This window comes from Gordonia tangerina (assembly GCF_021556435.1).
Taxonomy (GTDB): Bacteria; Actinomycetota; Actinomycetes; order Mycobacteriales; family Mycobacteriaceae; genus Gordonia; species Gordonia tangerina.
Genome location: NZ_JAKGCU010000005.1, coordinates 142,598 through 167,252 on the forward strand (window position 1 = coordinate 142,598; position 24,655 = coordinate 167,252).

18 protein-coding genes are annotated in these 24,655 nt (G+C 66.1%); 4 read left to right on the forward strand and 14 right to left on the reverse strand.

The features are described from left to right. Positions 1–72 precede the first annotated feature (72 nt). Positions 73–2,478 (forward strand): glycogen debranching protein GlgX, encoded by a 2,406-nt coding sequence (glgX, locus tag L1892_RS08625; RefSeq protein WP_372474988.1) that lies wholly within the window; start codon positions 73–75, stop codon positions 2,476–2,478. 10 nt (positions 2,479–2,488) lie between these two features. Continuing rightward, the gene (gene treY / locus L1892_RS08630; RefSeq protein WP_235723180.1) at positions 2,489–4,834 is read left to right on the forward strand and encodes a malto-oligosyltrehalose synthase; all 2,346 of its coding nucleotides are present in this window, start codon (positions 2,489–2,491) and stop codon (positions 4,832–4,834) included. A 52-nt stretch (positions 4,835–4,886) separates the two neighbouring features. Here the strand turns inward: treY and L1892_RS08635 are convergent, their stop codons facing one another. The 9 genes from L1892_RS08635 to L1892_RS08675 are packed head-to-tail and all read right to left on the reverse strand — an operon-like array spanning position 4,887 to position 14,287. Next, entirely contained in the window at positions 4,887–5,735 is an 849-nt protein-coding gene (locus tag L1892_RS08635; RefSeq protein ID WP_235723181.1) for a hypothetical protein, read from the reverse strand. Between the two features lie 14 nt (positions 5,736–5,749). Then, complete coding sequence (locus tag L1892_RS08640) at positions 5,750–6,934, reverse strand: MlaD family protein (protein ID WP_235723182.1); 1,185 nt, start codon at positions 6,932–6,934, stop codon at positions 5,750–5,752. Then, positions 6,931–8,067 (reverse strand): MlaD family protein, encoded by a 1,137-nt coding sequence (locus L1892_RS08645; RefSeq protein WP_372474989.1) that lies wholly within the window; start codon positions 8,065–8,067, stop codon positions 6,931–6,933. The genes L1892_RS08640 and L1892_RS08645 overlap by 4 nt, the downstream gene beginning before the upstream one ends. A gap of 14 nt (positions 8,068–8,081) precedes the next feature. Then, complete coding sequence (locus L1892_RS08650; RefSeq protein ID WP_235723183.1) at positions 8,082–9,203, reverse strand: MCE family protein; 1,122 nt, start codon at positions 9,201–9,203, stop codon at positions 8,082–8,084. Further along, positions 9,197–10,186, reverse strand: a complete 990-nt coding sequence (locus tag L1892_RS08655; protein WP_235723184.1) for an MCE family protein — start codon at positions 10,184–10,186, stop codon at positions 9,197–9,199. The genes L1892_RS08650 and L1892_RS08655 overlap by 7 nt, the downstream gene beginning before the upstream one ends. After that, positions 10,183–11,217 (reverse strand): MCE family protein, encoded by a 1,035-nt coding sequence (locus L1892_RS08660; RefSeq protein ID WP_235723185.1) that lies wholly within the window; start codon positions 11,215–11,217, stop codon positions 10,183–10,185. Before L1892_RS08660 ends, L1892_RS08655 begins: the two co-directional genes overlap by 4 nt. Continuing rightward, positions 11,214–12,554 (reverse strand): MlaD family protein, encoded by a 1,341-nt coding sequence (locus L1892_RS08665; RefSeq protein WP_235723186.1) that lies wholly within the window; start codon positions 12,552–12,554, stop codon positions 11,214–11,216. Before L1892_RS08665 ends, L1892_RS08660 begins: the two co-directional genes overlap by 4 nt. Before the next feature lie 10 nt (positions 12,555–12,564). Beyond that, a complete protein-coding gene (locus tag L1892_RS08670) occupies positions 12,565–13,431 on the reverse strand; it encodes an MlaE family ABC transporter permease (protein WP_235723187.1) in 867 nt (288 codons plus the stop codon). 1 nt (position 13,432) lies between these two features. Beyond that, on the reverse strand, positions 13,433–14,287 hold the full coding sequence (locus L1892_RS08675; RefSeq protein WP_235723188.1) for an MlaE family ABC transporter permease: 855 nt from the start codon (positions 14,285–14,287) through the stop codon (positions 13,433–13,435). Positions 14,288–14,577: 290 nt separating this feature from the next. Between L1892_RS08675 and treZ the strand changes: the two genes are divergently transcribed. Further along, the gene (gene treZ / locus L1892_RS08680; protein ID WP_235723189.1) at positions 14,578–16,395 is read left to right on the forward strand and encodes a malto-oligosyltrehalose trehalohydrolase; all 1,818 of its coding nucleotides are present in this window, start codon (positions 14,578–14,580) and stop codon (positions 16,393–16,395) included. On the opposite strand, the gene ilvA is transcribed toward treZ, so the two are convergent. Beyond that, complete coding sequence (gene ilvA, locus L1892_RS08685; RefSeq protein ID WP_235723190.1) at positions 16,383–17,768, reverse strand: threonine ammonia-lyase IlvA; 1,386 nt, start codon at positions 17,766–17,768, stop codon at positions 16,383–16,385. The genes treZ and ilvA overlap by 13 nt on opposite strands. A gap of 246 nt (positions 17,769–18,014) precedes the next feature. Here ilvA and L1892_RS08690 point away from each other — a divergent pair, with 246 nt between their 5' ends. Then, complete coding sequence (locus tag L1892_RS08690) at positions 18,015–18,956, forward strand: SMP-30/gluconolactonase/LRE family protein (protein ID WP_235723191.1); 942 nt, start codon at positions 18,015–18,017, stop codon at positions 18,954–18,956. A gap of 15 nt (positions 18,957–18,971) precedes the next feature. Here the strand turns inward: L1892_RS08690 and L1892_RS08695 are convergent, their stop codons facing one another. From L1892_RS08695 to lspA, 4 genes are all read right to left on the reverse strand, one after another. Beyond that, the gene (locus tag L1892_RS08695; protein WP_235723192.1) at positions 18,972–19,226 is read right to left on the reverse strand and encodes a hypothetical protein; all 255 of its coding nucleotides are present in this window, start codon (positions 19,224–19,226) and stop codon (positions 18,972–18,974) included. A 112-nt stretch (positions 19,227–19,338) separates the two neighbouring features. Then, complete coding sequence (gene dnaE, locus L1892_RS08700; RefSeq protein WP_235723193.1) at positions 19,339–22,884, reverse strand: DNA polymerase III subunit alpha; 3,546 nt, start codon at positions 22,882–22,884, stop codon at positions 19,339–19,341. A gap of 250 nt (positions 22,885–23,134) precedes the next feature. Further along, positions 23,135–24,061 (reverse strand): RluA family pseudouridine synthase, encoded by a 927-nt coding sequence (locus tag L1892_RS08705; protein WP_235723194.1) that lies wholly within the window; start codon positions 24,059–24,061, stop codon positions 23,135–23,137. Then, positions 24,054–24,650 (reverse strand): signal peptidase II, encoded by a 597-nt coding sequence (lspA, locus tag L1892_RS08710; protein WP_235723195.1) that lies wholly within the window; start codon positions 24,648–24,650, stop codon positions 24,054–24,056. The genes L1892_RS08705 and lspA overlap by 8 nt, the downstream gene beginning before the upstream one ends. Positions 24,651–24,655 lie beyond the last annotated feature (5 nt).

The window sequence follows — 24,655 nt, forward strand, 5'->3', positions numbered from 1 at the left end:
TCGCCGAAGGCCGAGATGACCCCGTCGCCGGCCCCCGACGCGGATGGGCGGGACTCAGCCGAACCCGCCGAGATGGTCGACATCCCCACACCCGGCACCTGGTCTCCCAGCAGTACGGAATCGACACCGTTTGTCGTCTGGCCGGGCAACGCTTACCCGCTGGGCGCCACCTATGACGGTGTGGGAACCAATTTTTCGCTCTTCTCCGAGGTCGCGACCGCGGTCGATCTCTGTCTGATCGACGCGACCGGCGTGGAGCAACGAATCCGGCTCGAAGAGGTCGACGGATACTGCTGGCATTGCTACCTGCCCAACATCGGGCCGGGTCAGTTCTACGGGTTCCGGGTACACGGCCCCTACGACCCGGCGCAAGGTTTACGGTGCGACCCGAGCAAGCTGCTGCTCGACCCGTACGGCAAGGCATTTCACGGCGATTTCGACGGCGACCCGGCGTTGTTCTCCTACGCCATGTCCGACCCTGACGAGCACGCCCCGGAATCCGAACCCGCCGCCGAATCCGGTGACGGGCCCTCGGGCACGGCAACGTCGTCCGCAGCACCGACCGCCACTGTCGAGAACGCGGAAAATCAGGTCGATGCAGCAGTCGACGCCGACACGCCCGTGCAGACCGACCCCGTGCGAGCCACCAGCGGTGAACCGAGCCCGGCAACGACGAGTACCGCCACCCCCAGCGTGCCGATGGCGTCGGCACATCCCACCGACATGCCGCAACTCGACTCGCTCGGCCACACCATGGTCTCGGTGGTCATCAACCCATACTTCGACTGGCAGAACGACCGACCACCACGTCACCCCTACCACCAGACCGTCATCTACGAGGCGCATGTCAAAGGGATGACGGCGACTCATCCCGACGTACCCGAACATCTCCGCGGCACCTACGCCGGATTGTGCCACCCGGTCATCATCGATCATCTGAAATCACTCGGAATCACCGCCATCGAACTGATGCCGGTGCACCAGTTCATGCAGGATTTCGTCCTGATCGACAAGGGCCTCCGAAACTACTGGGGCTACAACACTTTCGGCTTCCTCGCGCCGCATCTTGAGTACGCCTCGCAACCCGAACAGCCGGCTGCGGCGGTAACCGAGTTCAAGGCCATGGTGCGCGAGTTCCACCGCGCCGACATCGAGGTCATCCTCGATGTGGTCTACAACCACACCGCCGAGGGCAATCACCTCGGCCCCACGATCTCGTTCCGCGGTATCGACAATGCCGCGTATTACCGTCTCGTGGACGGCAATCCCGAGATGTACATGGACTACACCGGGACGGGCAACAGCCTCAACGGACGTCACCCACACACCCTGCAATTGATCATGGACTCGCTGCGCTATTGGGTGCTTGAGATGCATGTCGACGGGTTCCGCTTCGATCTGGCGTCCACGCTCGCCCGCGAACTGCACGACGTGGACCGGCTCTCGGCGTTCTTCGATCTGGTGCAACAAGATCCGGTTGTCAGCCAGGTGAAACTGATTGCCGAACCATGGGACGTCGGCGAAGGCGGCTACCAGGTGGGCAACTTCCCACCATTGTGGACCGAATGGAATGGCAAGTACCGCGACACGGTTCGCGACTACTGGCGCGGGGAACCGTCCACGCTCGGCGAGTTCGCGTCCCGCCTCACGGGCTCCTCCGATCTCTACGAGGCCACCGGTCGACGGCCACTGGCGAGCATCAACTTCGTGATCGCCCACGACGGTTTCACCCTGCAGGATCTGGTGTCCTACAACGAGAAACACAACAGCGCCAACGGTGAGGACAACCGGGACGGGGAGAGCCACAACCGCTCGTGGAACTGTGGGGTCGAGGGACCGACCGACGACCCGGATGTGTTGGCGCTGCGTGGCCGCCAGCAACGCAACATCCTGGCCACCCTGTTCCTCTCCCAGGGCACACCGATGTTGGCCCACGGAGATGAACTCGGCCGCACCCAACAGGGCAACAACAACGTGTACTGCCAGGACTCCGAGCTCTCCTGGATGGACTGGGCGCTGGCCGAGAAGAACGCCGACCTGCTCGAGTTCACCCGCAAGGCGATCAACCTGCGCACCCGACACCCGGTGTTCCGTCGACGGCGGTTCTTCGCCGGCAAACCGATCCGATGGGGCGAGCAGACGCTGGACATCTCCTGGCTGACCCCGGCCGGCCAGGAGATGACCTCCGAGGACTGGGACAGCGGGTTCGGCCGCAGCCTCGCGGTGTACTTCAACGGTGACGGGATCGGAGAGCCGGACGAGCGCGGAGAGAAGATCGTCGACGACAGTTTCATCGTCTGTTTCAACGCCCACGACGGCGACATCGACTTCACGCTCCCACCGTCCTCCTGGGGCACAGAATGGGTGGGCGAACTCGACACCACCGATCCGACCGGCACCACCGACATGACCGCCACCGCCGGTTCGGTGGTCACCGTGGGCGCGCGCTCGGTGTTGGTCCTGCGCAGGACGTCGTGAGTCGACGGTGATGGCCACTCCCTCACCACCCGGCGTCGGCGGGCAGCGGGAGCCCGTCGCCACCTACCGGATCCAACTCACCCCCGACTTCGGTTTCGCTGACGTCATCGGCATCCTGGATCACCTGGTGTCCCTCGGGATCAGTCACGTCTACCTGTCCCCGATCGGACGGGCCACGGCCGGTTCGACACACGGCTACGACTGGGTGCCGCCCCCGGCGGTGTCGCCGACGCTCGGTGGACTCGACGGGCTCCGGGAGCTCCGCGCCGCGGCACGTACCGCCGATCTCGGCCTGATCGTCGACATCGTCCCGAACCACACCGGGGTCGCCGACGTCACGCAGAACCCGTGGTTCAGCGACCTGCTGCGCTACGGTTCGGCGTCCCGCTATGCCTCGTGGTTCGATGTGGACTTCTCCACCGCCAACGGGGCCGACGGCAAGATCGCCCTGCCCGTCCTCGCGGCCGACGGCGACCTGTCCTCGCTCACCGTCTCCGATGGTCACCTGCACTATTACGATCACGCATTTCCCATCACTCCCGGCTCGGCCGCGGCCGGCAACCCGATCGACGTCCACGAGCGACAGCACTACCGACTGGTCCCCTGGAACAGCGGACTGATCGGGTACCGCCGATTCTTCACCGTCAACGAACTCGCCGGACTGCGGCAGGAGGAGCCGGCAGTCTATGCAGCAACTCACGACTGGCTGCTCGATCTGATCGACGAGGACCTCATTGACGGTGTGCGCGTGGACCATCCCGACGGACTCTGGGATCCGCAATCTTATCTGCGTAGGCTGCGCAGCGACGTAGGCGAACGGCGGTTGCTCTACATCGAGAAGATCCTCGCCCCCGACGAACCACTGGAACCGTCACTGCCGGTCGACGGCACCACCGGCTACGATCAACTGCGCATCATCGACGGGGTGTTCACCGCGCCGAGCGGAATCGTCGAACTCGGGGAGATCCATGAGCGGATCACCGGGCAACCCGGTGATTCCGACTGGCTGCACGGCACCGAACGCGCACGCAAACTGGCCACGTTGCGCGAGATGTTTCCCACCGAGCATCGTCGGCTGGTTCGGGCGATCACCCACTCCGATCCGTCTGCCGACGCGGCAGCCGTGGCCGATGCCACGGCCGAACTCATCGCCGAACTCGGTGTGTACCGCGCCGACTATCCCGCGCTGCGCTCCCGGCTCGAGCGGGTGGCGTCGGCCATCGCCGTGCGGATTCCGCGGCTCGCCGAGGCGCTGGAGTTGGTGGTCCGCACCACCGCGAGCCCCGGTGCGGCAACCTCGCGACTGGCCCAGACGTGTGGCGCGGTGACCGCCAAGAGCGTCGAGGACAGCCTTTTCTATCGCACGGCGCGGCTGGTGTCGGCGCAGGAGGTGGGTGGCGATCCGGCCGACCCCACGGTGAGCATACGAGACTTTCACGCCCACAACATCCGTCGTGGCACGCAGTGGCCGTGGGCGATGACGACCACCGCCACGCATGACACGAAGCGCGGCGAGGATGTCCGCGCTCGCATCGCGATACTGACCCAGGTGCCCGAGCGATGGTCGATGGTGGTGTCCGACCTGTGGAAGATGGCTCCGCCACCCGACGATCTCACGGGATACTTCCTGTTGCAGAACATCATCGGAGTGTGGCCAATCCAGGGGCCGGTCGACGACATCCTGCGCACCCGCATCACCGATTACGCGACCAAGGCGGCCCGAGAGGCGGGACTGCACACCACGTGGACCGAGGTGAACGAGGAATTCGAGTCCGACCTCGCCGAGTGGATCATCGCGATCACCACCGGTGCTGCGGCGCAGACGATCTCGGCGCTGGTCACCGAGATCACGCCGAGCTGGCAGTCCGAAGCGTTGGGCCGCAAGTTGATCGCCCTACTCGGGCCGGGCGTCGGCGACATCTATCAGGGCACCCAGTGGTGGGATGACTCGCTGGTGGATCCGGACAATCGCCGCCCGGTTGACCACAACCGCTCGACGGAACACCCGAAAACCCACCTGATTCAGGCTGCGCTACGGGCGCGCACCGCCCATCCCACCGCATTCGGCGCGGGCGGCGACTACACGCCGATCCACGCCGACGGTCGGGGTGCGGACCACGTGATCGCGTTCGCACGCGGAGCGAGCGGCCGCGCCGAGGTCATCGTGATCGCAACCCGACTCACTCACAGCTTGTCCGACACCGGCCGCGCGGCAACGACCCTCACCCTTCCCACCGGCCGGTGGGAAGACGTGCTCGGGCCCGCCCCCGGACGGACGATCGACGGCGGTGTGCCGACCGCACTCACTGAGCTCGCCACTTTTCACGGTGTGGCGTTGCTGACCCGAACCGACTGACAAACGGATCGTCACCGGCCGGCCGGTGGCCACGGTGCTGCCTTGGCCAACCTCAGCCGGCGGGGGCGGGCGCGGCAGGCGCCGGTTGGGCGCCATTCGCACCACCCTGTTCCTCGCCGATGCCGGCCTGGGCCCCACTGAGTTCCGACACCAGCCATCGCCCGTCCTCGTGGCGCAGATCGAGCCACAGCAGCATCAGACTCTTGCCACCTTCTGGGGCGATGGCGCTCTTGCCACTGACCTCCATCAGCACCGCCGTACGGGCGGAGTCGGTGTCGAAGGTCTCCACCGACACCGACTTGACCGCCGACTGGGCGTCCTGCAGGTTGAGTTGCTCGACGGCCTGCGCGGTATCGGACTGCTGCTGCTCGAGATGCTGTCTGAACTCGCCGGTCGACAACGGGCCGAGCAACTCCTTCATACTGCCGACACCGTCCTTGGTCATCGTGCTGACCAACTTCGTGACGAACTCCTCGGACGCGGCCTTGCTGCCATCGAAGGCGTCGAGTCGCTGTCGCTCCTGGTAGTAGCCCCACCCGAGCAGCGCCACCCCCACCACGGCCGCGATCACCACCACGACGCAGAGCACCTTGGCCAGTCCGGCAGTGGTGAAGGTCAGCGAGATCTGACGGGGTTGTGAGGTCGGCCCCGGTACCGCGTCAGACGAATCGCGACTGTCGGCGCTGGGGCCGCCGGTGTCTGGGGTGCCACTGTCTGCGGTGCCACGGTCTGCGGCGCCGGAGTCGGCTGCCGACAACCCGGTCCCCGCCGCGCGATTGCGTGCGGACTTCGTTCGCGGTCGAGGCGGGGTCGGCGCGGTCTCGGCACCCCCGCTGTCGGAGTCCGGCTCGGGCACCTCGGGGGTGCGGTCTGGGTCAGTCGGCTTGTCCTGCTCGGTCATTCCTACTCTTCACGTCATTTGTCGAGCGGCACGGTCCGCGCGTTCGGGTCGAAATTCGGCGGCGGGCCGGCGGTGTCGTCGCCAGGCGGGCGCGGCGCATTGGCCGATCCGCGGATCTGCTGATTCGGATCTTCAGTGACACAGTACAGATTGGTCGGAACGCTCAGTTCCAGGATCTTGGTCGGGCGCACCGGGGTGACCGCGTAGTTGCAGCTCGGCCGTGGGTAGACCGATCCGAACGCCCACCATGCCCCGTCGTGGAACATGCTCAGACTCTTGATGCTCGCGTCCCGGATCGACGGCAGCAGATTGGCGATCGCGGGCGCTCGCAACGCACCTTGGCGCGCGATGTCGACGAACTGGGCAAGGACGTCGGTGATCGGATCACGGATCTGGTTCATCGAACCGGTCAGACTCGTCAGCTGCGTGGGTCCCTGATCGAGCAACACCCGTAGCTCTTTGTCGGCGGCCACAGCAGCGTTGACGAGGGTACTCATCGAGTCGACCGTGGTGCCCAGATCGGGTTGGATGTCGGCCGTCGTCTTCAGGATGGTGCCGGTGTCGGAGATCAGTTTCGTGGTCTGCGGCAACACCCGGGCCAGATCGGCGAAGATCGTTCCACCGGAGACGAACAGCGATCGCAGAACGTTGTCGCCCGAACCATCCGCCCCGAGAGCCACCTCCAAGTTGTCGATGGCCGAACGCAATTCGACGGGATCGATCTGGTCGACAACATTGAGCGTTGCCTCCAGTGTCTGCGGGAACGGCGCGGTCACGCGGGTCTGGTTGATGGCGATCTCGTCGCCGTTCACGAAGTACGGGCCGTCCGCCGTCGCGGGCTGGAAGTCCACGTACTGCTCGCCCGCCGCGGACAGCCCGAGCGCGGCCACCACCGCGTTGCGATTGATCTGGACGTCCTCGGCGATCTCGACGGTGACGTCCACCGATTCCGGTTGCACCCGGATCTGCTGGACATCACCGATCCGGGCGCCGCGCAAGGTAACTCCCGATGTCTCCTGCAGACCGCCGGAGTTCGGGAAGTGCACGGTCAGCTGATAGGTGCCGCGGAACGGGTCCCAGCGCAACGCCCCGAAGGACAGATACGCCAAACCCACCACCATCACCAGGATCAGTCCGATGTTGCCGACCAGGATCGAATGCTTGCGCACCCAGGTGATCGGACCGGTCACCGCGCTCATCCGCAGCACCCCTTCGTTCCGGACAGTCGTGCCAACAAGCGGGTCAGCGTCTGCTGCAACGACTCCGACGCCGAGTCGACGTCCTCCAACTCCGGCAGCCGCGTCGCCGCGTCGAAACCGACGCCCGGATTGAGGTAGTACACCTTCGACGACAGCGCCGCCGCACTGCCCGGGGTCGCCTTCACCCATTTCGGGGTCAGCTCGGCCAGGTTGTCGGCCAGCGGACCCAAGGTCTTGGCGCCTTCACGCAAACCGCCGAGGGCGGTGTTCAGATTCGCCAGCAGTTCGACGAGGTTGCCGCCGTCGGACTGCAGGAAGTCGTTGGTGGCCGCCGTCACCTGATTGGTTTTGTCCAGCGTCGTCAGGATCTGGCCGATCTGGCCGTTGACCGCGTCCACGGCGGGACCGAGTTTGTCGATCGAGGCCATGATCTGAGCGCGGCCGGCGGCGAGCTGACCGGTCAGCACCTGGGTGTAGCGCATCGATTCGTCGACCCGGGCGGCGTTCTCGTTGAACTTGGTGATCGCGGTGGTCAATCCTTCGATCGAGCCGGACAGCGCATCGGGATTCGGGGCGACCGCATTGCTCAACTCGGTGAGGATCACCGTCAGCGAATTGAGCGATCCGCTGTCGACCACACCGGCCGTGCTGACCAGTAGGTCCTCGACTGTCGCGGCCGCCGACGTCGGGCCGGTCAGTTGGTCCCCGTCGCCGAGGTAGCCCTCCGGGCTACCCGGCGGTGGCAACAACGCGACGAACACGTCGCCGAGCGGGGTGGCCTGCCGTAGTTCGGCGCCGGTACCGACGGGCAATCTGGTCGCGGTCCCGACCTGCATCGTGACGATGGCGCTGTAGTTCTCCGCCTCGATCTCCGACACCTGCCCCACGTTCATGCCGTTGAGCTTCACCTTGGCGCGAGTGGGCAGGTTGAGCGCGTTGTCGAAGTCCGCGGTCAACGTGATGGAGTCACCGATGCCGCCGGGCGCCGGCAGCGGGATCTGCTCGACGGTCAGTCCGGGAACGACGCCGCATCCCGACATGGCCAGCGTGGCCGCAGCGGTGAACGCCACCACCCAGCGGCGCCCGATTCGGCGATCACGGCGCCGCCCATGCACGGTCCGGAACGGATGCATCTGATCACGGCCGGTCATTTCGTGAGCTCCAGCATCGCCGAGAAGACACCGAGGTCCGGGCCGAAGTCCTTGAGTTGACCGGTGCGACAACCGTTCTTCTGCAGGTTGATCGCCTGACAGAACGTCGACACGAGTTCGGTGTCGATCAGCGACTTGTCGAGCAGGACCTGTGCGCGCCAGGCACCCTGTTCCGCCGAGACCGAATTGCTGAGGTTCTGTAACAGCAGCGGTGCGATGTCGATGGTCTCGACCACCTGACGGGAGAAGTCGCTCAGGTTGGCGGTCAACGCCGCGAGCCGTCCCGTCGACGAGCTGATGGTGCCGGAGTTGTTCTGCAGGAACTCCGACGTGTTCCGCAGCGTGGCATTGACGTCGGCCAGAGTGGCCTGTAGCCCCGGTGCCTGCCTACCCAGCATCTCCGCCACGTCGTTGATGGAGTTGGAGAAGGCGGTCATCTTGGGATAGTTGTCCACCAGCGTCGTGGTGAGCGCCTGAACGGTCCGGATGATGTCGACGAGCGCGTCCCCGTTGCCCGAGGCCACTTCGGCGGCCTTGCCCAGTTCGTCGAGGGCCACCCGCATCCGCTCACCGTTGCCACTTGTGATGCCCGAGGTGATGTCGATCATGTCGGCGATCGGCCCCTCACCGGGCGCATCCCCCGACAGCGACTCCATCAACCGGTCGATCGAGTCGAACAGCTCACCCACCGACACCGGGCTCTTGGTCTCGGGAATGACACCTCCGTCGGCGAGTTCCGGTCCCTCGGTGTAGGCCGGCGAGAGTTCGATGTGCCGCGTCGTCACGATGGACGTGTTCACAATGGCTGCGGTCGCGTCCGCTGGCACCACCACGTCCTTGTCGACGGTGAAGGTAACCTTCACCCGGTTGCCCTGCTGCTGCACCGACGTCACCTGACCCACCGGCATCCCCAGCACGGCGACGTCGTTGCCTTCGTACAGCCCGGAGACATCGTCGAAGTACGCAGTGGCCTCGATCGCCGAGCCGAACGCGGCGGTCCACGACGCAGGGATCAGCGAGCAGCCGGACAGCCCGAGCACCGCCAACAACGAGACTGCGGTCAACGCCAGCGAGCGACGCATCCGGTTGGCACGCCCCCGCCTGGTGGTGATCAACATCCGTCCACCACCCGTGCGGTGCACAGCCAGTTGTCCGGGAAGATGCCCCACGGCAGATAGCCGTTCGCGTATGGACCGTCGCCCATGGTGTTGTTGGTGACCCGGGCGGTGACCGGCAGAATCTCGAGCATCTTGCGCAGATTCTCGCGGTTCTTCTCCAAGCCCTGCGACATCGTGTTGAGGTTGGCCATGATCGGTGCGAACTGATTGCCGTTCTCCGCGGCCACCGCACGCGCCTGCTCGGTGAGCTGGGCGATACCGTCGAGCATTCGGGTCACCAACGCCTCACGCGCGGCGATCTTCTCGGCCAGTTGCTGCCCCTGACCGACGATGATCGACAACTGCGCCTGACTGTCGTCGACGATCCCGGTGACCGCTTTGGTGTCACTGACCAATTGGTTGATCTGATCGCGGCGATTGGTGATCACCTTCGACATCTCGGTCAGCGAGTCGAGGGTCGGTTTGGTCACCGCGGGCGCTCCGGCCAGTTGCCGGTTGAGCGTCCGAATACTCTCCGACAGTTCCACATCGTCGATTCCGGCGATGATCGGTGTCCCCTCCTCGATCGTCTTCTGCAGGTCGTAGGGTACCCGGGTGTCGGTGATCCGCTCGCCGTCGAGTGGATCGGGTGAATCACCCAGCGACACATCGACATAGCGCTGCCCGAGCAGCGTCGACATCTTGATCTCCGCCGATCCGTTCGCGGTGACGTCGACACCCTGGTCCACCTTCATGGTGACGTCGACCTGATTGCCGGCCAGTTCGGTCGCGCTGACCTCACCGACGTCGATGCCGGCCACCCGCACCTTGTCGCCCGGGCGGATTCCGCCTGCCTGGGCGAACTCACCGATATAGGTCTTCTTGCCGAGATGGGCCTGGGCGATCCCGACCACACCGAGCGTCAACAGCACGATCACCACCGCGCCTATCGCCCCGTACCACATGCGCCGGTTCTCGTTGTAGTGGTTGCGCCATCGTCTCATCGGCACACCTCCGAGTGTTTCGTCCCGCCGATCTTGTTGATGATTCCCGGAGGGAACAGGACGTCGCCGATGGCGATGTCGAGATCGCAGGCGTAGATGTTCAGGTACGCGCCCTGCCCCTGCACCAGCGGGAAGTGGCCGAGGAAGATCGGCAGCTGCTGTGCCATGTTGTCGAGTTTCGCGCCGTTGGCGATGAGGGTGTCGGTGGCGGCGCGCGCTTTGTCGGCCGCGTCGGCGAGCGACGACCGGCTCTGCGCCAGGACATCACCGAAACCGGTTGCGGTCTCACCGATCTGCGACACCGCCTGGCCGAACGCAGCCGAGTTGCTGTTCAGGTTCTCGATGAGTGTGCCGATGCTGTCGATCACGGTGCTCACCTGACTGCCCTGCATCGCGAGATCGCGCATCACGCCGCTCAGGTTGTCGATGATCGCGCCGATCACCGCGTCGCGGTCGGCCATGTCACTGGCGACCTGACCCACCTCGGCGACGGTGTAGCTCAGCGAGACCGCGTTGCCCTGGAATGCCTGCACCAGTCCTTCGGACAGCGCGTTGACCTGTTCGGGGTCGAGCGTCTCGAAGACCGGCTGAAAACCGGCGAGCAACTTGGTCACGTCGAAGGAGTCCTCGGAGGGTTGTTGCAAACTCGCACCGGCGGCCAACGGGGTACTCGGCTCGTCCGGCACCAACGTCAGCGACAGATACCGTTGCCCGATCAGGTTCTGATACCTGATCGCCGCCATCGTGTTGGTGAACACCGGCTGGTCGGTCTGCACCTCGAACGTGACACGGGCCCGCCCGTCATCGAGGGCGATGTCGGACACCCGACCGACCCGCACCCCCGCCATCCGGACGTCGTCACCGGAGGCGAGTCCCGAGGCGTCGTTGAAGTAGGTGCTGTACGACGCCGTGTCGCCGGGCAGGGACCGTTCCAGCGTGGAGTAGATGATGTAGGTCAACAGCAGTGCGACGACCGCGAACAGCGAGAACCCGATGAGCGGTTTGCGGATACTGGCCTGGCCGTGACTCATCGGCCCCCTCCCTCGGCCTGTGCGGACTCGCCCGGTTCGGACTCACCCGGCTTGATGGTCGAGGACTGCACGAGTGGCCCCAGCATCAGCGTGTCCGCGGCGTTCGGTTGACGCTTGAGCGCCTCTGCCAACGTCAGATTGTCCGACGAGGTGCTCACCGCGCCGAAGGTCTGTGCGGCACGCCGCATCCCGTCGGACGGGTAGATCAGCAGCGGCCCAGAGCTCGTCGGTCCGGTGCCGGTGCCCGGACCCTGACAGTTCGGTCCACGCATGGTGCCGTACTCGCCGGCGTTGTAGACCGGGCAGTTTTGGCGTGTGTATCGCTGGAACGCACCGAAGTTCACGCCGATGTTCAGCTGGAGGTGCCCGTTGACGCCGGTGAACACCGTCAGCACCCGCGCAGCGAGGTTGTTCAGCGCGTCGAGCGCCTGCGGTAGCGATTCCGGCTCCAACACCGCGGCCCCGACGGTGCGATTGAGGTCGCGCACGACGCTCTTGCCGCGGTCGCCGTTGGCGGCGAACAACGCCTGGGTCTCGTCGAGCAGACCCTGGCCGGCCGACAGCATCGCAGTGAGATCCTGCTGCTTCTCGGCGATGGTCATCGCCGGGATGACGCTGCGGCCCAGAGTGTCCAGGAGCTCGGGAGTGCTCTCCGACAATCCACGTACCGCATTGTCGAAGTTGTCGAAACCGCCAGGTGCACCGGGTGGGAACTGGGCGTTGATCTTCTGCCAGTAGTTGTCCAGCAGCGGCACGAATGCGCCGAACACCGCGCCACCGCCTTCGAGCGCGTCGGCGATCACCCCCAGTACCGACGCAAGGTCTTCCGGCGGCACAGCACGCAGCAGCGTGCGCAGCTCATTCTGCGCGTCCTGGAGTTTCAGCGTCGCCATCGATTCGTCGGCGGGGATGACGTCGCCGGAGGACAGGTGCTCGGTGCTCACGTCGGCGGGCCGGACCAGCTGCACCGAGTTCACACCGAAGAGGTTGGCGGGCACCGTACGCGCCGTGACGTTGGCCGGAATTCCCTCGGCCTGCGCGGGATCGACGTCGATCTCGACGTTCTTGTACTGCAGATTGCCCGGGCCGACCTCGTCGCTGAGTTCGATCGACTTCACCGATCCGACGATCAGACCGTTGTAGCGGACGTCGGCCTGCGTGATCAGTCCGTCGCCGACATCGGTCAGTTTCGCGGTGACGGGAACCGTGGAGGTGAACACACCCTGATAGCGCATGAACAGCAGCACGAACAGGATGAGCAACGCCACCAGAAAGGCGACCCCACGCAGGATGTACTGCACCAGCGAGGGATTCCTGCCGTCGGTGTCGATTTGCATCGGTCTCCCCCTAACCCGAGATCTTGATTCCGGGTGACGTGCCCCAGAACACCAGTGTCATGACCAGATTGGCGAAGACGATGACGATGATCGCCATCCGGATCGCGTGACCGGCCGCCACGCCCACCCCCTCGGGACCGCCCGACGCGAAGTATCCGTAGTAGCACTGGATGAACGTGGTCAGCAGCACGAACACAATCACCTTGACGAATGAGAAGGCCATGTCCCCGGACACCACGAACTGGTTGAAGTAGTAGGTGTAGGTGCCCGCGCCCTGTCCACTCTGTACCTGGAACATCAGCTGACAGGCGATGTAGTTGGCGGCCAGCGACACTGCGTACAGCGGGACGATCGCCAGCACGGCCGCCGACATCCGCGTGGTGACCAGATACGGCAACGGCCGGATCGCGATGGACTCCAGCGCGTCGATCTCTTCGCTGATCCGCATCGAACCGAGCTGGGCGGTGAAGCGGCAGCCCGATTGCGCGGTGAACGCGGTCGCCGCCAGCAGCGGCGCGATCTCGCGTGTGGTCGCGAACGCCGAGAGCCCGCCGGTCACCGGCCCCATGCCCAGCAAGTTGAGGGCGGTGTAGCCCTCGATGCCGACCGTGGCTCCGCCCATGACCCCGAGGATCACCATCACCCCGACCGTGCCGCCGCCCACGACGATGGCTCCATTGCCCCATGCGACATCGGAGAGCAGGCGCCACACTTCCTTGCGGTAGTGGGTGAACGCGATGGGCACGGCACCGATCGACTTGACCAGGAACGTGATGAGGTGGCCCATCGCGGCCAGCCCGGAGCGCGGTCCGCGGTAGATCGATTTGGCGGCCTCCAGTGGCCGCAGGGCCGGCGGGACGTACCGTGATGCCGTCAACTCACACCACCTTCGCCGGGAAGAGCATCGCGAACAACTGCGTGAGCACGACGTTGACGGTGAACAGCAGCAGCACCGAGTTCACGACCGCGGCGTTCACGGAGTTCGCGACGCCGGCCGGCCCGCCCTTGGTGCTCAGACCACGGTCACAAGCGACAATCGCCACGATCGCGCCGAAGATGACGGCTTTGGCTGTTGCGAACACCAGGTCGGAGACCGAGGCGAAGGCCGCGAACGTACCGGTGTAGCTACCCGGGGTACCACCCTGGAAATAAACGTTGAACACGTAGCCGGTGATGAACCCGACGAAGCAAACGAAGCCGCACAGCAGAAAACTCACCACCATCGTCGCCAGCAGACGTGGCGAGATGAGCCGCTGGACCGGGTTGACCCCCATCACCCGCATGGCATCGATCTCGTCGCGAATGGTGCGCGATCCCAGGTCGGCAGCGATCGCCGACCCCACCGCGCCGGCGAGCAACAGCGAGGTCACCAGGGGTGCGCCCTGCCTGATGACGCCGAGACCGGTGGCCGCGCCCGAGAACGAGGTGGCACCGATCTGCCCGGCGATGTTGGAAACCTGGATCGACACGATCACACCGATCGGGATGGCGACCAGAAACGTCGGGAACACCGAGGTGCTCGACATGAACGCACACTGCCGGATGAACTCACCGAACGGGAAACGGCGCTTGAAGATGTCCACGATCAGTACGCGGAACACCTCGACGAACATCCCCATCTGACGTCCGAACGTGTCGAACGACGCCAGCACGTGGTCACCGAACCACTTCCGTATCCCCCCGGCGCGTGCACGTGTCCCCTCGCCATTCGAGGTCACCGCGTCAGTAGTCACTCCCCTGCCCCTGCTGTCGGCTGCTTCCGTAGAAGGCTCGTCGTATCACATATATGTTCGGTGAAGGCACTGCTGCGTGCAGATGCTTTCACTCGTTCTCCCCCTCGAGGACGAACCCCCGGCCGGTAATATACCCCGCTTCGCCATCTCCGCTGTGCCACGGCTCACATTACCGATGTCTGCGCCGCCATCACCGGCGACATACCTTGTGTTGGGTGACAGATCAGTCAGGGACTCCCGACACCATAACTGGGACGAGCGACCAAGGTGGCCAAAACACTCCCATCGAGGTGTCGACTGCGCCGTTCACCCCACCACGCACCGCTGCCGACATCACGGTCTGGGCGCCCACTGCGGCCTCGGTGACACTGCTGATCGGCGGAGACGTCGGTCAGGACGAGATCGAGGTGGGGCTCGTGCCGCTGTCGACGTCGCCGGGCTGGTGGGGCGCGGCACCGGGGTCGGCCGCCGCCTCGGCCACGAACTCCGCACCTGCGCGGTATCGGTTTCGCATCGACGGCCGCGACCCGGTGCCCGATCCGCGCGCGGTTCGACTACCCGACGGTGTACACGGCGCGGCCGAACTACACCGGCTCGACGAGTTCGGGTGGACCGATCACGATTGGGCTGGTCTCGACCTACGGGGTGCGGTGCTCTACGAACTGCACATCGGGACGTTCACCCCTGCCGGGACCTTCGACTCCGCGATCGAACAGCTGCCGCACCTGGTGGCGCTCGGCGTCGATGCGGTCGAGGTCATGCCCGTCAACGCGTTCAACGGCACACATGGCTGGGGCTACGACGGCGTCGCCTGGTACGCGGTCCACGAACCCTATGGCGGGCCGGATGGATTCGCGCGCTTCGTCGACGCCTGTCACGCGCTCGGCCTCGCTGTGGTCCTCGACGTGGTCTACAACCATCTCGGCCCGTCGGGGAACTACCTGCCCGAGTTCGGCCCCTATCTCACCAGCGGCACCAACAGCTGGGGATCATCGCTGAATCTGTCCGAACCGGATTCCGACGCCGTACGCGCCTACATCGTCGGCAACGCTCTGAGATGGCTGCGTGACTTCCATGTTGACGGCCTGCGGCTCGACGCCGTGCACGCGCTGATCGACCACCGCGCGCTTCACCTGCTCGAGGAGCTCGCGATCGCCACCGACGCACTCGCCGCCGAGCTGGGTCGACCGCTCACCCTGATCGCCGAGAGCGACCTCAACGACCCGCGGTTGATCATGCCGCGGGAGGTCGGGGGGTACGGGCTCGGTGCCCAGTGGGACGACGATATCCACCACGCGATCCACGCCACGGTCTCCGGCGAGCGACAAGGCTATTACGCCGACTTCGGCGGCCTCGACGGCCTGGCGAAGGTACTGACCGGGGGCTTCTTCCACGACGGCACCTACTCGTCGTTCCGGCGCCGACGACACGGTCGCCCGATCCCCACCGAGATCGTCGACGCCGACGCGCTGGTCGCCTACACGTGCAATCACGACCAGGTGGGCAACCGGGCGGTCGGCGACCGGCCATCGGCATACCTCGACGGCGGGCAACTGGCCATCAAGGCCGCACTGGTGCTGTTGTCGCCGTTCACCCCGATGCTGTTCATGGGCGAGGAATGGGCGGCCGACACCCCGTTCGCGTTCTTCACCTCACATCCGGAGCCCGAACTGGGCGAGGCCGTGCGCACCGGTCGGCGCAGCGAGTTCGCCGAGCACGGTTGGGATGCCGTCGATGTCCCCGATCCGCAGGATCCGGCGACATACGAGCGCTCCAAGCTCGACTGGTCCGAACCCACCGATGCCGGCCATGCCCGAATGTTGCAGTTCTATCGGGATGTGATCGCGCTGCGAAAGTCCACCGACGACCTGATCCGGGGCGACTTCGGTTCCGTGCGATGCACTTTCGATGCCGACGCGGGTTGGTTCGCGATGCTCCGCGGCTCATGGGCAGTGATCTGCCTACTCCGCGCAGACGAGGTGCCCGTGCCGATCGGGCTCGACCCGGTGCTGTGGTGGGACGAGGTGACGCCGATGGCCGGCGGGATACTCAGCGGTGGCCCCAACGTCGTGATCGGACGGCTGACCGACGTGGATCAGGTCAGGTAGTCATACGCCGGTGTGCCCGGTTCCAACCGCTCGCAGTGCAGGCGGGAATGGGCCATCCGGTCCATCAGGTCGGCGAGTCCGGCCGGCTCACCGAGTTCGATACCCACCAGCGCTGCGCCCGTTTCCCGGTTGTTGCGTTTGACGTATTCGAACAGGGTGATGTCGTCGTCGGGGCCGAGCACCTCGTCCAGGAAACGCCGCAGCGCGCCCGGTTCCTGCGGGAAGTCCACCAGGAAGTAGTGCTTGAGGCCGCGGTGTACCAGGGATCGCTCGATGATCTCGCCATAGCGCGAGACATCGTTGTTCCCACCCGAGATCAGGCACACCACGGTGGCATCCGGCGGCAGCTGAAGCGACGACAACGCGGTCACCGCCAGGGCGCCCGCGGGCTCGGCGATGATGCCCTCATTCTGGTACAGCGCCAGCATCGTCGTGCAGATCGCCCCTTCGTCGACATGGGTGATGTGCGCGGTGCCCGGCGAGGTCACGTGGCGTGCCGACGCGTCGACGACCGGTACCGCCGCCGGCGACGCGACCCGTGACAGCACCGGATGGTCGGTGATCGTCGCCCCGAGTTGCGCCATCACGCGGTGACCGATGGACCCGATACGTTTGACCGCGGCGCCGTCGACGAACGGATCGATCGTCTCCAGGGTGACCGGCTCCCCAGCGGCGAGCGCGGCACTCAAGGAGACCGCTCCGGTGGGCTCCACTCCGACGATGGCCACATCGTCGGACAGCGACCGCAGATACGTCGCCATGCCGGCGAGACAGCCGCCGCCGCCGACCGGCGCGACCACCACGTCGGGGACCGCACCGAGCTGTTCGACGATCTCATGGGCGATCGTGCCCTGCCCGGCCGCCGTCCGCGGATCGTCGAACGCGTGGATCCACGAGGCGCCCGTACGGATCACGTCCGCCTGCGCGGCTGCCGCAGCGGCGTCGTAGGTTTCTCCGACGGCGAGTAGCTCCACATAGTCGCCGCCGTGCCAGCGAATTCGGTCACGCTTCTGTTTGGGCGTGGTGGTCGGTACGTAGATCCGACCGGGCACGCGCATCGACCGGCAGGCGAAGGCGACACCTTGCGCATGGTTCCCGGCGCTGGCGGCGACCACCCCGCGGGCGAGCTCGGTGTCCGACAGCTGCGCCATCACGTTGTACGCACCGCGGATCTTGTAGGAGCGAACCGTCTGCAGGTCTTCACGTTTGAGCAGAACCCGGGCGCCCGCGGCCGCGGAGATGCGCGGCGCGTCCTCCAGCGGGGTGCGGGCCACCGCGTCGGCGATCCGCGCGACCGAGGCGCTGACGGCATCACCGGTCAGTGCGTGGTCGTGCTGATGAACCGGCGCCTGCTGAGTACTCACGATCTCCATGCTCTCACCTGCCGCGATCAGCGGCGCGGGGGAGGTCGGGCCACTACACTGCACGACAGGGGATCGACCAGATCGCCTCTTCGGGATACGTTCGATGGCGTCGGCTCAGGTCGACGCTGCCCGACCGGGGTGGCCACCATCGACGCGGAGGTCGACATGTTCGGACACGCTCACTCGAATCCTGCTCCCCCCGCCCGATCAGCCCCGGCGCCACGCTCGTCGCACCACTCGCGACGACGCCGTCAGATGATCTGCGCGGTTGCCGTCGGCACCCTGGCCGCCGGGCTGATCACCGCACTCACCCCGGCGAGCGCGTCGGCCGCTCCGGTGTGTCCGGGCGCCGGGCAGGCACCGCGCGTGGTGGGCACCGTACCCGGCGCCGCACTGGAAGGTCTGACGGTCGACCGGGCCGGTCGGCTCTACACCACAGATCTGATCTCGGGCAGGGTATTTCGCCTGTCGTCGCCGGGCGCGCCGGCCGTGCCGATCGCCCGCGTTGCCGACGGTGGGGCCGGCGCACTGGCCTGGGCTCGCGACGGGGCACTCCTGGTCGGCTACGGAGCCGACGCCCGGGTCATCGTGGGTGACGCCCTGCGCCATGCCGGGATAGCGCGGATCGACGTCGGCACCCGGACCCTGCGACCGTGGGTGCGTGGGTTCTCGGCCGCCAACGGCATGGATGTCGCGGGCAATGGGATCGTCTATGCCACCAACGACTTCGGCAATCTGATCGGACGGGCGTATCCGAACGGCGTGGTGCAGGCGGACTGGGGTTCGCTACCGAGCGCCAACGGCGCCGTGCTGAGTCGTGACGATCGGTGGCTCTATGTCTCGCGAACCTTCGTCAATCCCGGCGTGAGCCGGATCTCGACGTCGAATCCGCGGGTTGTGCAGAGTCTGCTGAACCTGGGCGGCGACATCGCGGCCACCCCGGATGGCTTGACCCTGGACTCCCGGAACAGGCCGGTGGTGCCTTTCAATGCGGCCGGCCAGGTCGTACGGATCACCTCGCCGGGACGGTACTGCGTCCTCGGATCAGGGATGCCACTGTCGAGTGTGGTCTCCTACGGCCGCGGGGACCGCGGCTTCTCCGCGGGACGGCTGTTCCGCGCCGGATTCGACGGACGAATCTATGAGGTGCCCGGCGGATTCGATCGTGGTGCGACCGCCGCGTACCCCGGTCGCTGACCGCGCCGCGGTCGGCTATACCCCGCGACGGTGCGAGAACCAGATCCGCTCTCCCCACCAGGTGGCGAGCAGCACGGCCGCCGACGTCCAGGCGACGACGAGTCCGGAGCCGGTGAGCGCGAACACGAGCACCGCGACGACGACGGCGAGCAGCACCGCATGCAGTTTGTGGACCGGCCAGCGCACCCCGGCGACCTCGACGGTCGGCGTCGGCGTGTGCCGCGCCTCGGAACGCACTTCGACAAACGCGGTCGGATTCGCTGCGGTCATCGTCACTCCTCGCGGTCGGCGGTGATCATGGGCTGGATGATCTCCACTGTCCCGAGTGTAGCGCGAAGTGAACTCAAATGTTCGGGCACCCGAACATTGCCGTTGGGGCCGCCTACTGCCCCAGGCAACTGGGCCCGAGCAACGCCTTGAGATCGCCCATCAACGCCGAACTCGGGCTGACCCGCAGCGCCTCGGTCAGCCGCAGGACCGTGGACCGCTGTTCGCTGACCAACGTGACGTGCACGTCCGCGGTACCCGGGTGGCGGGACAGCACCTGTTTGAGTGCCTGCACACGGTCCGGGGTGCAGATACGTGCGCTGAGCGTCAAGGCCACGGGTTTCGCCGTCCCGACGGCAGCCAGATCGGGTACCGCGAGATCGTTGGCGCTGATCATCGTGGAATCGTCACGCACGTTGACCCGCGCCTTGATCAGCACGATGTTGTCGGGGACGATGTCCATCCCGTACACGGAGAACGAGCGCGGGAAGAAGTAGACCTCGACACCGCCGACCATGTCTTCGAGGGTCACCACCGCATACGGCTCGCCCTTCTTGTTCACCCGCCGGTTGACCGCCGAGATGATGCCGCCGATGGTGATCTGCGCCCCGTCGGGCACCGTCCCCTCCAACAGCTGGGTGATCGACGTGTCGGTCTGCGCGGCGATGGCGTGCGCGACACCGGCGAGCGGGTGGTCGGACACGTACAGACCGAGCATCTCGCGTTCGAGAGCGAGTTTGTGCTTGGACTCCCACTCCTCGTCGGGGATCTTGACCGCGAACACCTCCGCCATCGAGTCATCCGCGCCCCCGGCATCGCCGAAGAGGTCGAACTGGCCGATGGCCTCGGCCTTCTTGGTGCCGATCACCGATTCGACCGCGTCGCTGTGGACGAGGAACAACCCCTTGCGCGGATGGTTGAGCGAGTCGAAAGCACCCGCCTTGATCAGCGACTCGGTGACCTTCTTGCTGCAGGCGGTCACGTCGATCTTGCCGAGGTAATCGGAGAAGCTGGTGAACTTTCCCTTCTCGTCGCGCGCTGCGAGGATCGAGGACACCACGCCGGTGCCGACGTTGCGCACCGCGGCGAGACCGAAGCGGATGTCACCGCCGACGGCACCGAAGTTGCGCTGCGACTCGTTGACGTCCGGCGGGAGCACGGTGATGCCGAGTTTGCGGCAATCCGACAGGTAGATCGCGGCCTTGTCCTTGTCGTCGCCCACAGAGGTGAGCAGACCGGCCATGTACTCGGCGGGGTAGTTCGCCTTGAGATAGGCGGTCCAGAAGGAGACCAGCCCGTAGCCGGCGGCGTGCGACTTGTTGAACGCATACCCGGCGAACGGGAGGATCGTGTCCCAAAGCGCCTTGATCGCGGCCGAGGAGAAGCCGTTGGACTTCATCCCCTCCTCGAAGCCCTCGAATTCGGCGGCGAGGACCTCGGCCTTCTTCTTGCCCATCGCGCGGCGCAGGATGTCGGCTCGGCCGAGCGAGTACCCGGCCACCTTCTGCGCGATCTGCATGATCTGCTCTTGGTAGACGATCAGGCCGTAGGTGTCGGCCAGGATCTCCTTGAGCGGTTCCTCGAGTTCCGGGTGGATCGGCTTGACCTGTTGGCGCCCGTTCTTGCGGTCGGCGTAGTCGTTGTGGGCGTTCATGCCCATCGGGCCGGGGCGATACAGCGCCAACACGGCGACGATGTCCTCGAATCCGGTGGGCTGCATACGTTTCAGGAGTTCACGCATGGCGCCGCCGTCGAGCTGGAACACACCGAGGGTGTCACCACGGGCCAACAGTTCGTAGGTCTTGGGGTCGTCGAGGGGCGCCGCATCGAGGTCGAGGTCGATGCCGCGGTTGGTCTTGATGTTCTCGATCGCGTCACCGATGACGGTGAGGTTGCGCAGCCCGAGGAAGTCCATCTTCAGCAGGCCTATCGCCTCACACGACGGGTAATCCCAGCCGGTGATGATCGCGCCGTCCTGTGCACGCTTCCACACCGGAATGGCGTCGGTGAGCGGCTCCGAGGACATGATCACCGCGCAGGCGTGCACGCCGGCGTTGCGGATCAGTCCCTCGAGACCGAGCGCGGTGTCGTAGATCTTCTTGACATCCGGGTCGGTCTCGATGAGGGTGCGGACCTCGGTGGCCTCGGCGTAGCGCTCGTGATCCGGGTCGGTGATGCCCCAGACCGGGATGTCCTTGGCCATGATGGGCGGCGGCAACGCCTTGGTGATGCGGTCGGCGATCGCGAAGCCGGGCTGGCCGAACTGGACGCGAGCGGAGTCCTTCAACGCCGCTTTCGTTTTGATGGTGCCGAAGGTGATGACCTGGGCGACCTTGTCACTGCCCCACCGGTCGGTGGCATACCGCACCATCTCACCGCGGCGACGGTCGTCGAAGTCGATGTCGATATCGGGCATCGACACACGTTCGGGATTGAGGAATCGCTCGAACAGCAGCCCGTGCGGGATCGGGTCGATGTTGGTGATGCCCAGCGCCCACGCGACCAGCGAACCGGCCGCCGAACCGCGCCCGGGGCCCACCCGGATGCCGACCTCGAGAGCGTGCTGGATGAGGTCGCCGACGACGAGGAAGTACGCCGGGAAACCCATCTGGATGATGACGTCGAGCTCGTAGTTGGCCCGACGCTGGTATTCCTCGGGCACCTCGGTGCCCGCGAAACGGGTCTCGGCGAGGCCCTTGGCGACCTCTTTGCGGAGCCAGGTCTGCTGCGATTCACCTTCTGGGACCGGGAAGATGGGCATCCGGTCGCGGTGGGTGAACACATCGGCGTAGCTCTGCACGCGCTCGCCGATCTCGACCGACGAGTCGCACCCACCCGGGACCATGGAGTCCCACAGTTCACGCATCTCGGCAGGTGACTTCAGGTAGTAGCCGTCGCCGTCGAACTTGAATCGGGTGGGATCGGACAGCGTCTTGCCGGTCTGCACGCACAGCAAGGCCTCGTGGCTCTTGGCGTGTTCCTGCGTGACGTAGTGGCAGTCGTTGGTGACCAGCGGCTTGATGCCGAGCTTGCGGCCGATGTCGAGCAGACCGTCGCGAACCCGTCGCTCGATCTCCAGACCGTGTTCCATCAGCTCGAGATAGAAGTTCTCCTTGCCGAAGATCTCCTGCCACTTCGCCGCGGCCTCGAGGGCCTCACGTTCGTGCCCGAGTCGCAGCCGGGTCTGCACCTCGCCCGACGGGCAGCCGGTGGTGGCGATGATGCCCTCGGCGTATTGCGCGATCAGGTCGGCATCCATGCGCGACCATTTGCCCAGCTGCCCCTCGATCGACGCCAGCGACGACAGCTTGAACAGATTGCGCAGACCGGTCGCATTCTCGGCGACCATCGTCATGTGCGTGTAGGCACCGCTACCGGAGACGTCGTCGGACTTCTGGTCGCGGGTGCCCCAGGTGACGCGCTTGGTGTTGAACCGCGACTCGGGGGCGACGTAGGCCTCGATGCCGATGATCGGCTTGATGTCGTTGCTCACCGCGGTGTTGTAGAACTCGCTCGCACCGAACATGTTGCCGTGGTCGGTCATCCCGATTGCCGTCATGCCGAGGCGTTTGGCCTCGGCGAACAGCGGCGACACCTTCGCGGCACCGTCGAGCATCGAGTACTCGGTGTGGTTGTGCAGGTGCACGAACGAATCGGCCACGGACGTCTCTCACCTCTGATGTTCGCTGACGTGTCGGTGCGCTTCGAACACGTCCGGTGTGTGCACCGCACGGTCTGAAGAAGCGTCCCCAACTCTATGTCCACGCCCCGACAGACCCGGGCATGGCACGCCCTATGTGACAGATGGGGCGACGCGGTGCGGTGTGTCGGCCCGGCGTGTCGACACACCGCCCGGACTCCTCGGCGCGATTCGGGGTTCTGTCGGCGCGATTCGGGGTTCTGTCGGCGGGTCAGGCGTCGCGGAGGACGTCGAGAGCGTGCTGCAGGTCGGCGGGGTACGGGCTGGTGAACGTGACCTGCCGCCCGTCGACGGGGTGCGCGAACGACAGCGAGCGCGCGTGCAACCACTGCCGCGCCAGCCCGAGCCGCCCGGCGAGCACCGGATCGGCGCCGTAGGTCAGATCCCCGCAACACGGGTGGTGCAGCGCCGAGAAATGCACGCGGATCTGATGGGTCCGCCCGGTCTCGAGGTGGACGTCGAGAAGCGACGCCGAGGCGAACATCTCAACCGTGTCGTAGTGGGTGACCGACGGCTTGCCGGCTGCGGTCACCGCGAACTTCCAGTCGCTGCCCCGGTGGCGACCGATGGGTGCGTCGATGGTGCCCTCCGGCGGGTCGAGATGCCCCTGCACCAGGGCGTGGTAGCCCTTGTCGACCTCCCGCTCCTTGAACGCGCGCTTGAGCAGCGAGTACGCACGCTCGGAGACGGCCACCACCATGACCCCCGATGTCCCGACATCGAGACGCGACACGATGCCCTGCCGTTCGGAGGCACCCGAAGTGGCGATACGGTAGCCGGCCGCAGCCAGCGCACCGACAACGGTTGGACCCGTCCATCCCTGCGACGGATGGGCGGCGACGCCGATGGGTTTATCTACCACGATGATGTCGGAGTCGTGGTAGATGATGTCCATCCCCTCGACCGGGGTCGGCTCGATCCGCAACGGCTCGTCCGGTTCCGGCAGCGTGACGTCGAGCCAGCTCCCGGCGGCGAGCTTGTGCGATTTTCCGACCGTCACACCGTCGACGGTGATGTCGCCGTCTTCGGCGAGCGCGGCGACGACGGAGCGGGACAACCCGAGAATGCGCGCGACACCGGCGTCCAGCCGCATCCCGTCGAGCCCGTCTGGCACGGGCATCGATCGTGACTCACGCATCGGCGTCCTCCGCCGCGGACCGATCTCGGTCGCCGCGCCGCCGCGCCGCCCATCCGGTGCGCGAGCCGTCGTACTCGAATCCCAGCAGCGACAGGGCGACCAGCAACACCGCGCCGCAGACCACCGCCGAGTCGGCCACGTTGAACACCGGCCACCACCCCACCGACACGAAGTCGACGACGTGCCCGCGCAACGGCCCCGGCGATCGGAACAGCCGGTCGGCGAGGTTGCCCATCGCCCCACCCAGCACCAGACCGAGCCCGAGGACCCACCACATCGACCGCAGGCGACTGCTGTAGCGGATGATTCCGAGCACCACGAGCAGGGCGACGATGGTCAACACCCAGGTGTAGCCGGAGGCCATAGAGAACGCCGCGCCGCTGTTGCGGACCAACCGTAGCGTGACCGCGTCACCGATGATCCGGACCGGCTGCCCCGGGTCGAGCAGGTTGACCGCCAGCGTCTTGGTCAGCAGGTCCAGACCGATGACGGCGGCCGCGATGGCCAGCAGAGTCCCGACCACCCGGCGGCTCTGGTGGGTAGGCGACCGATCGCCTTCGTCGACCGGACCGGGTGTCGGTTCGCTCATGACTC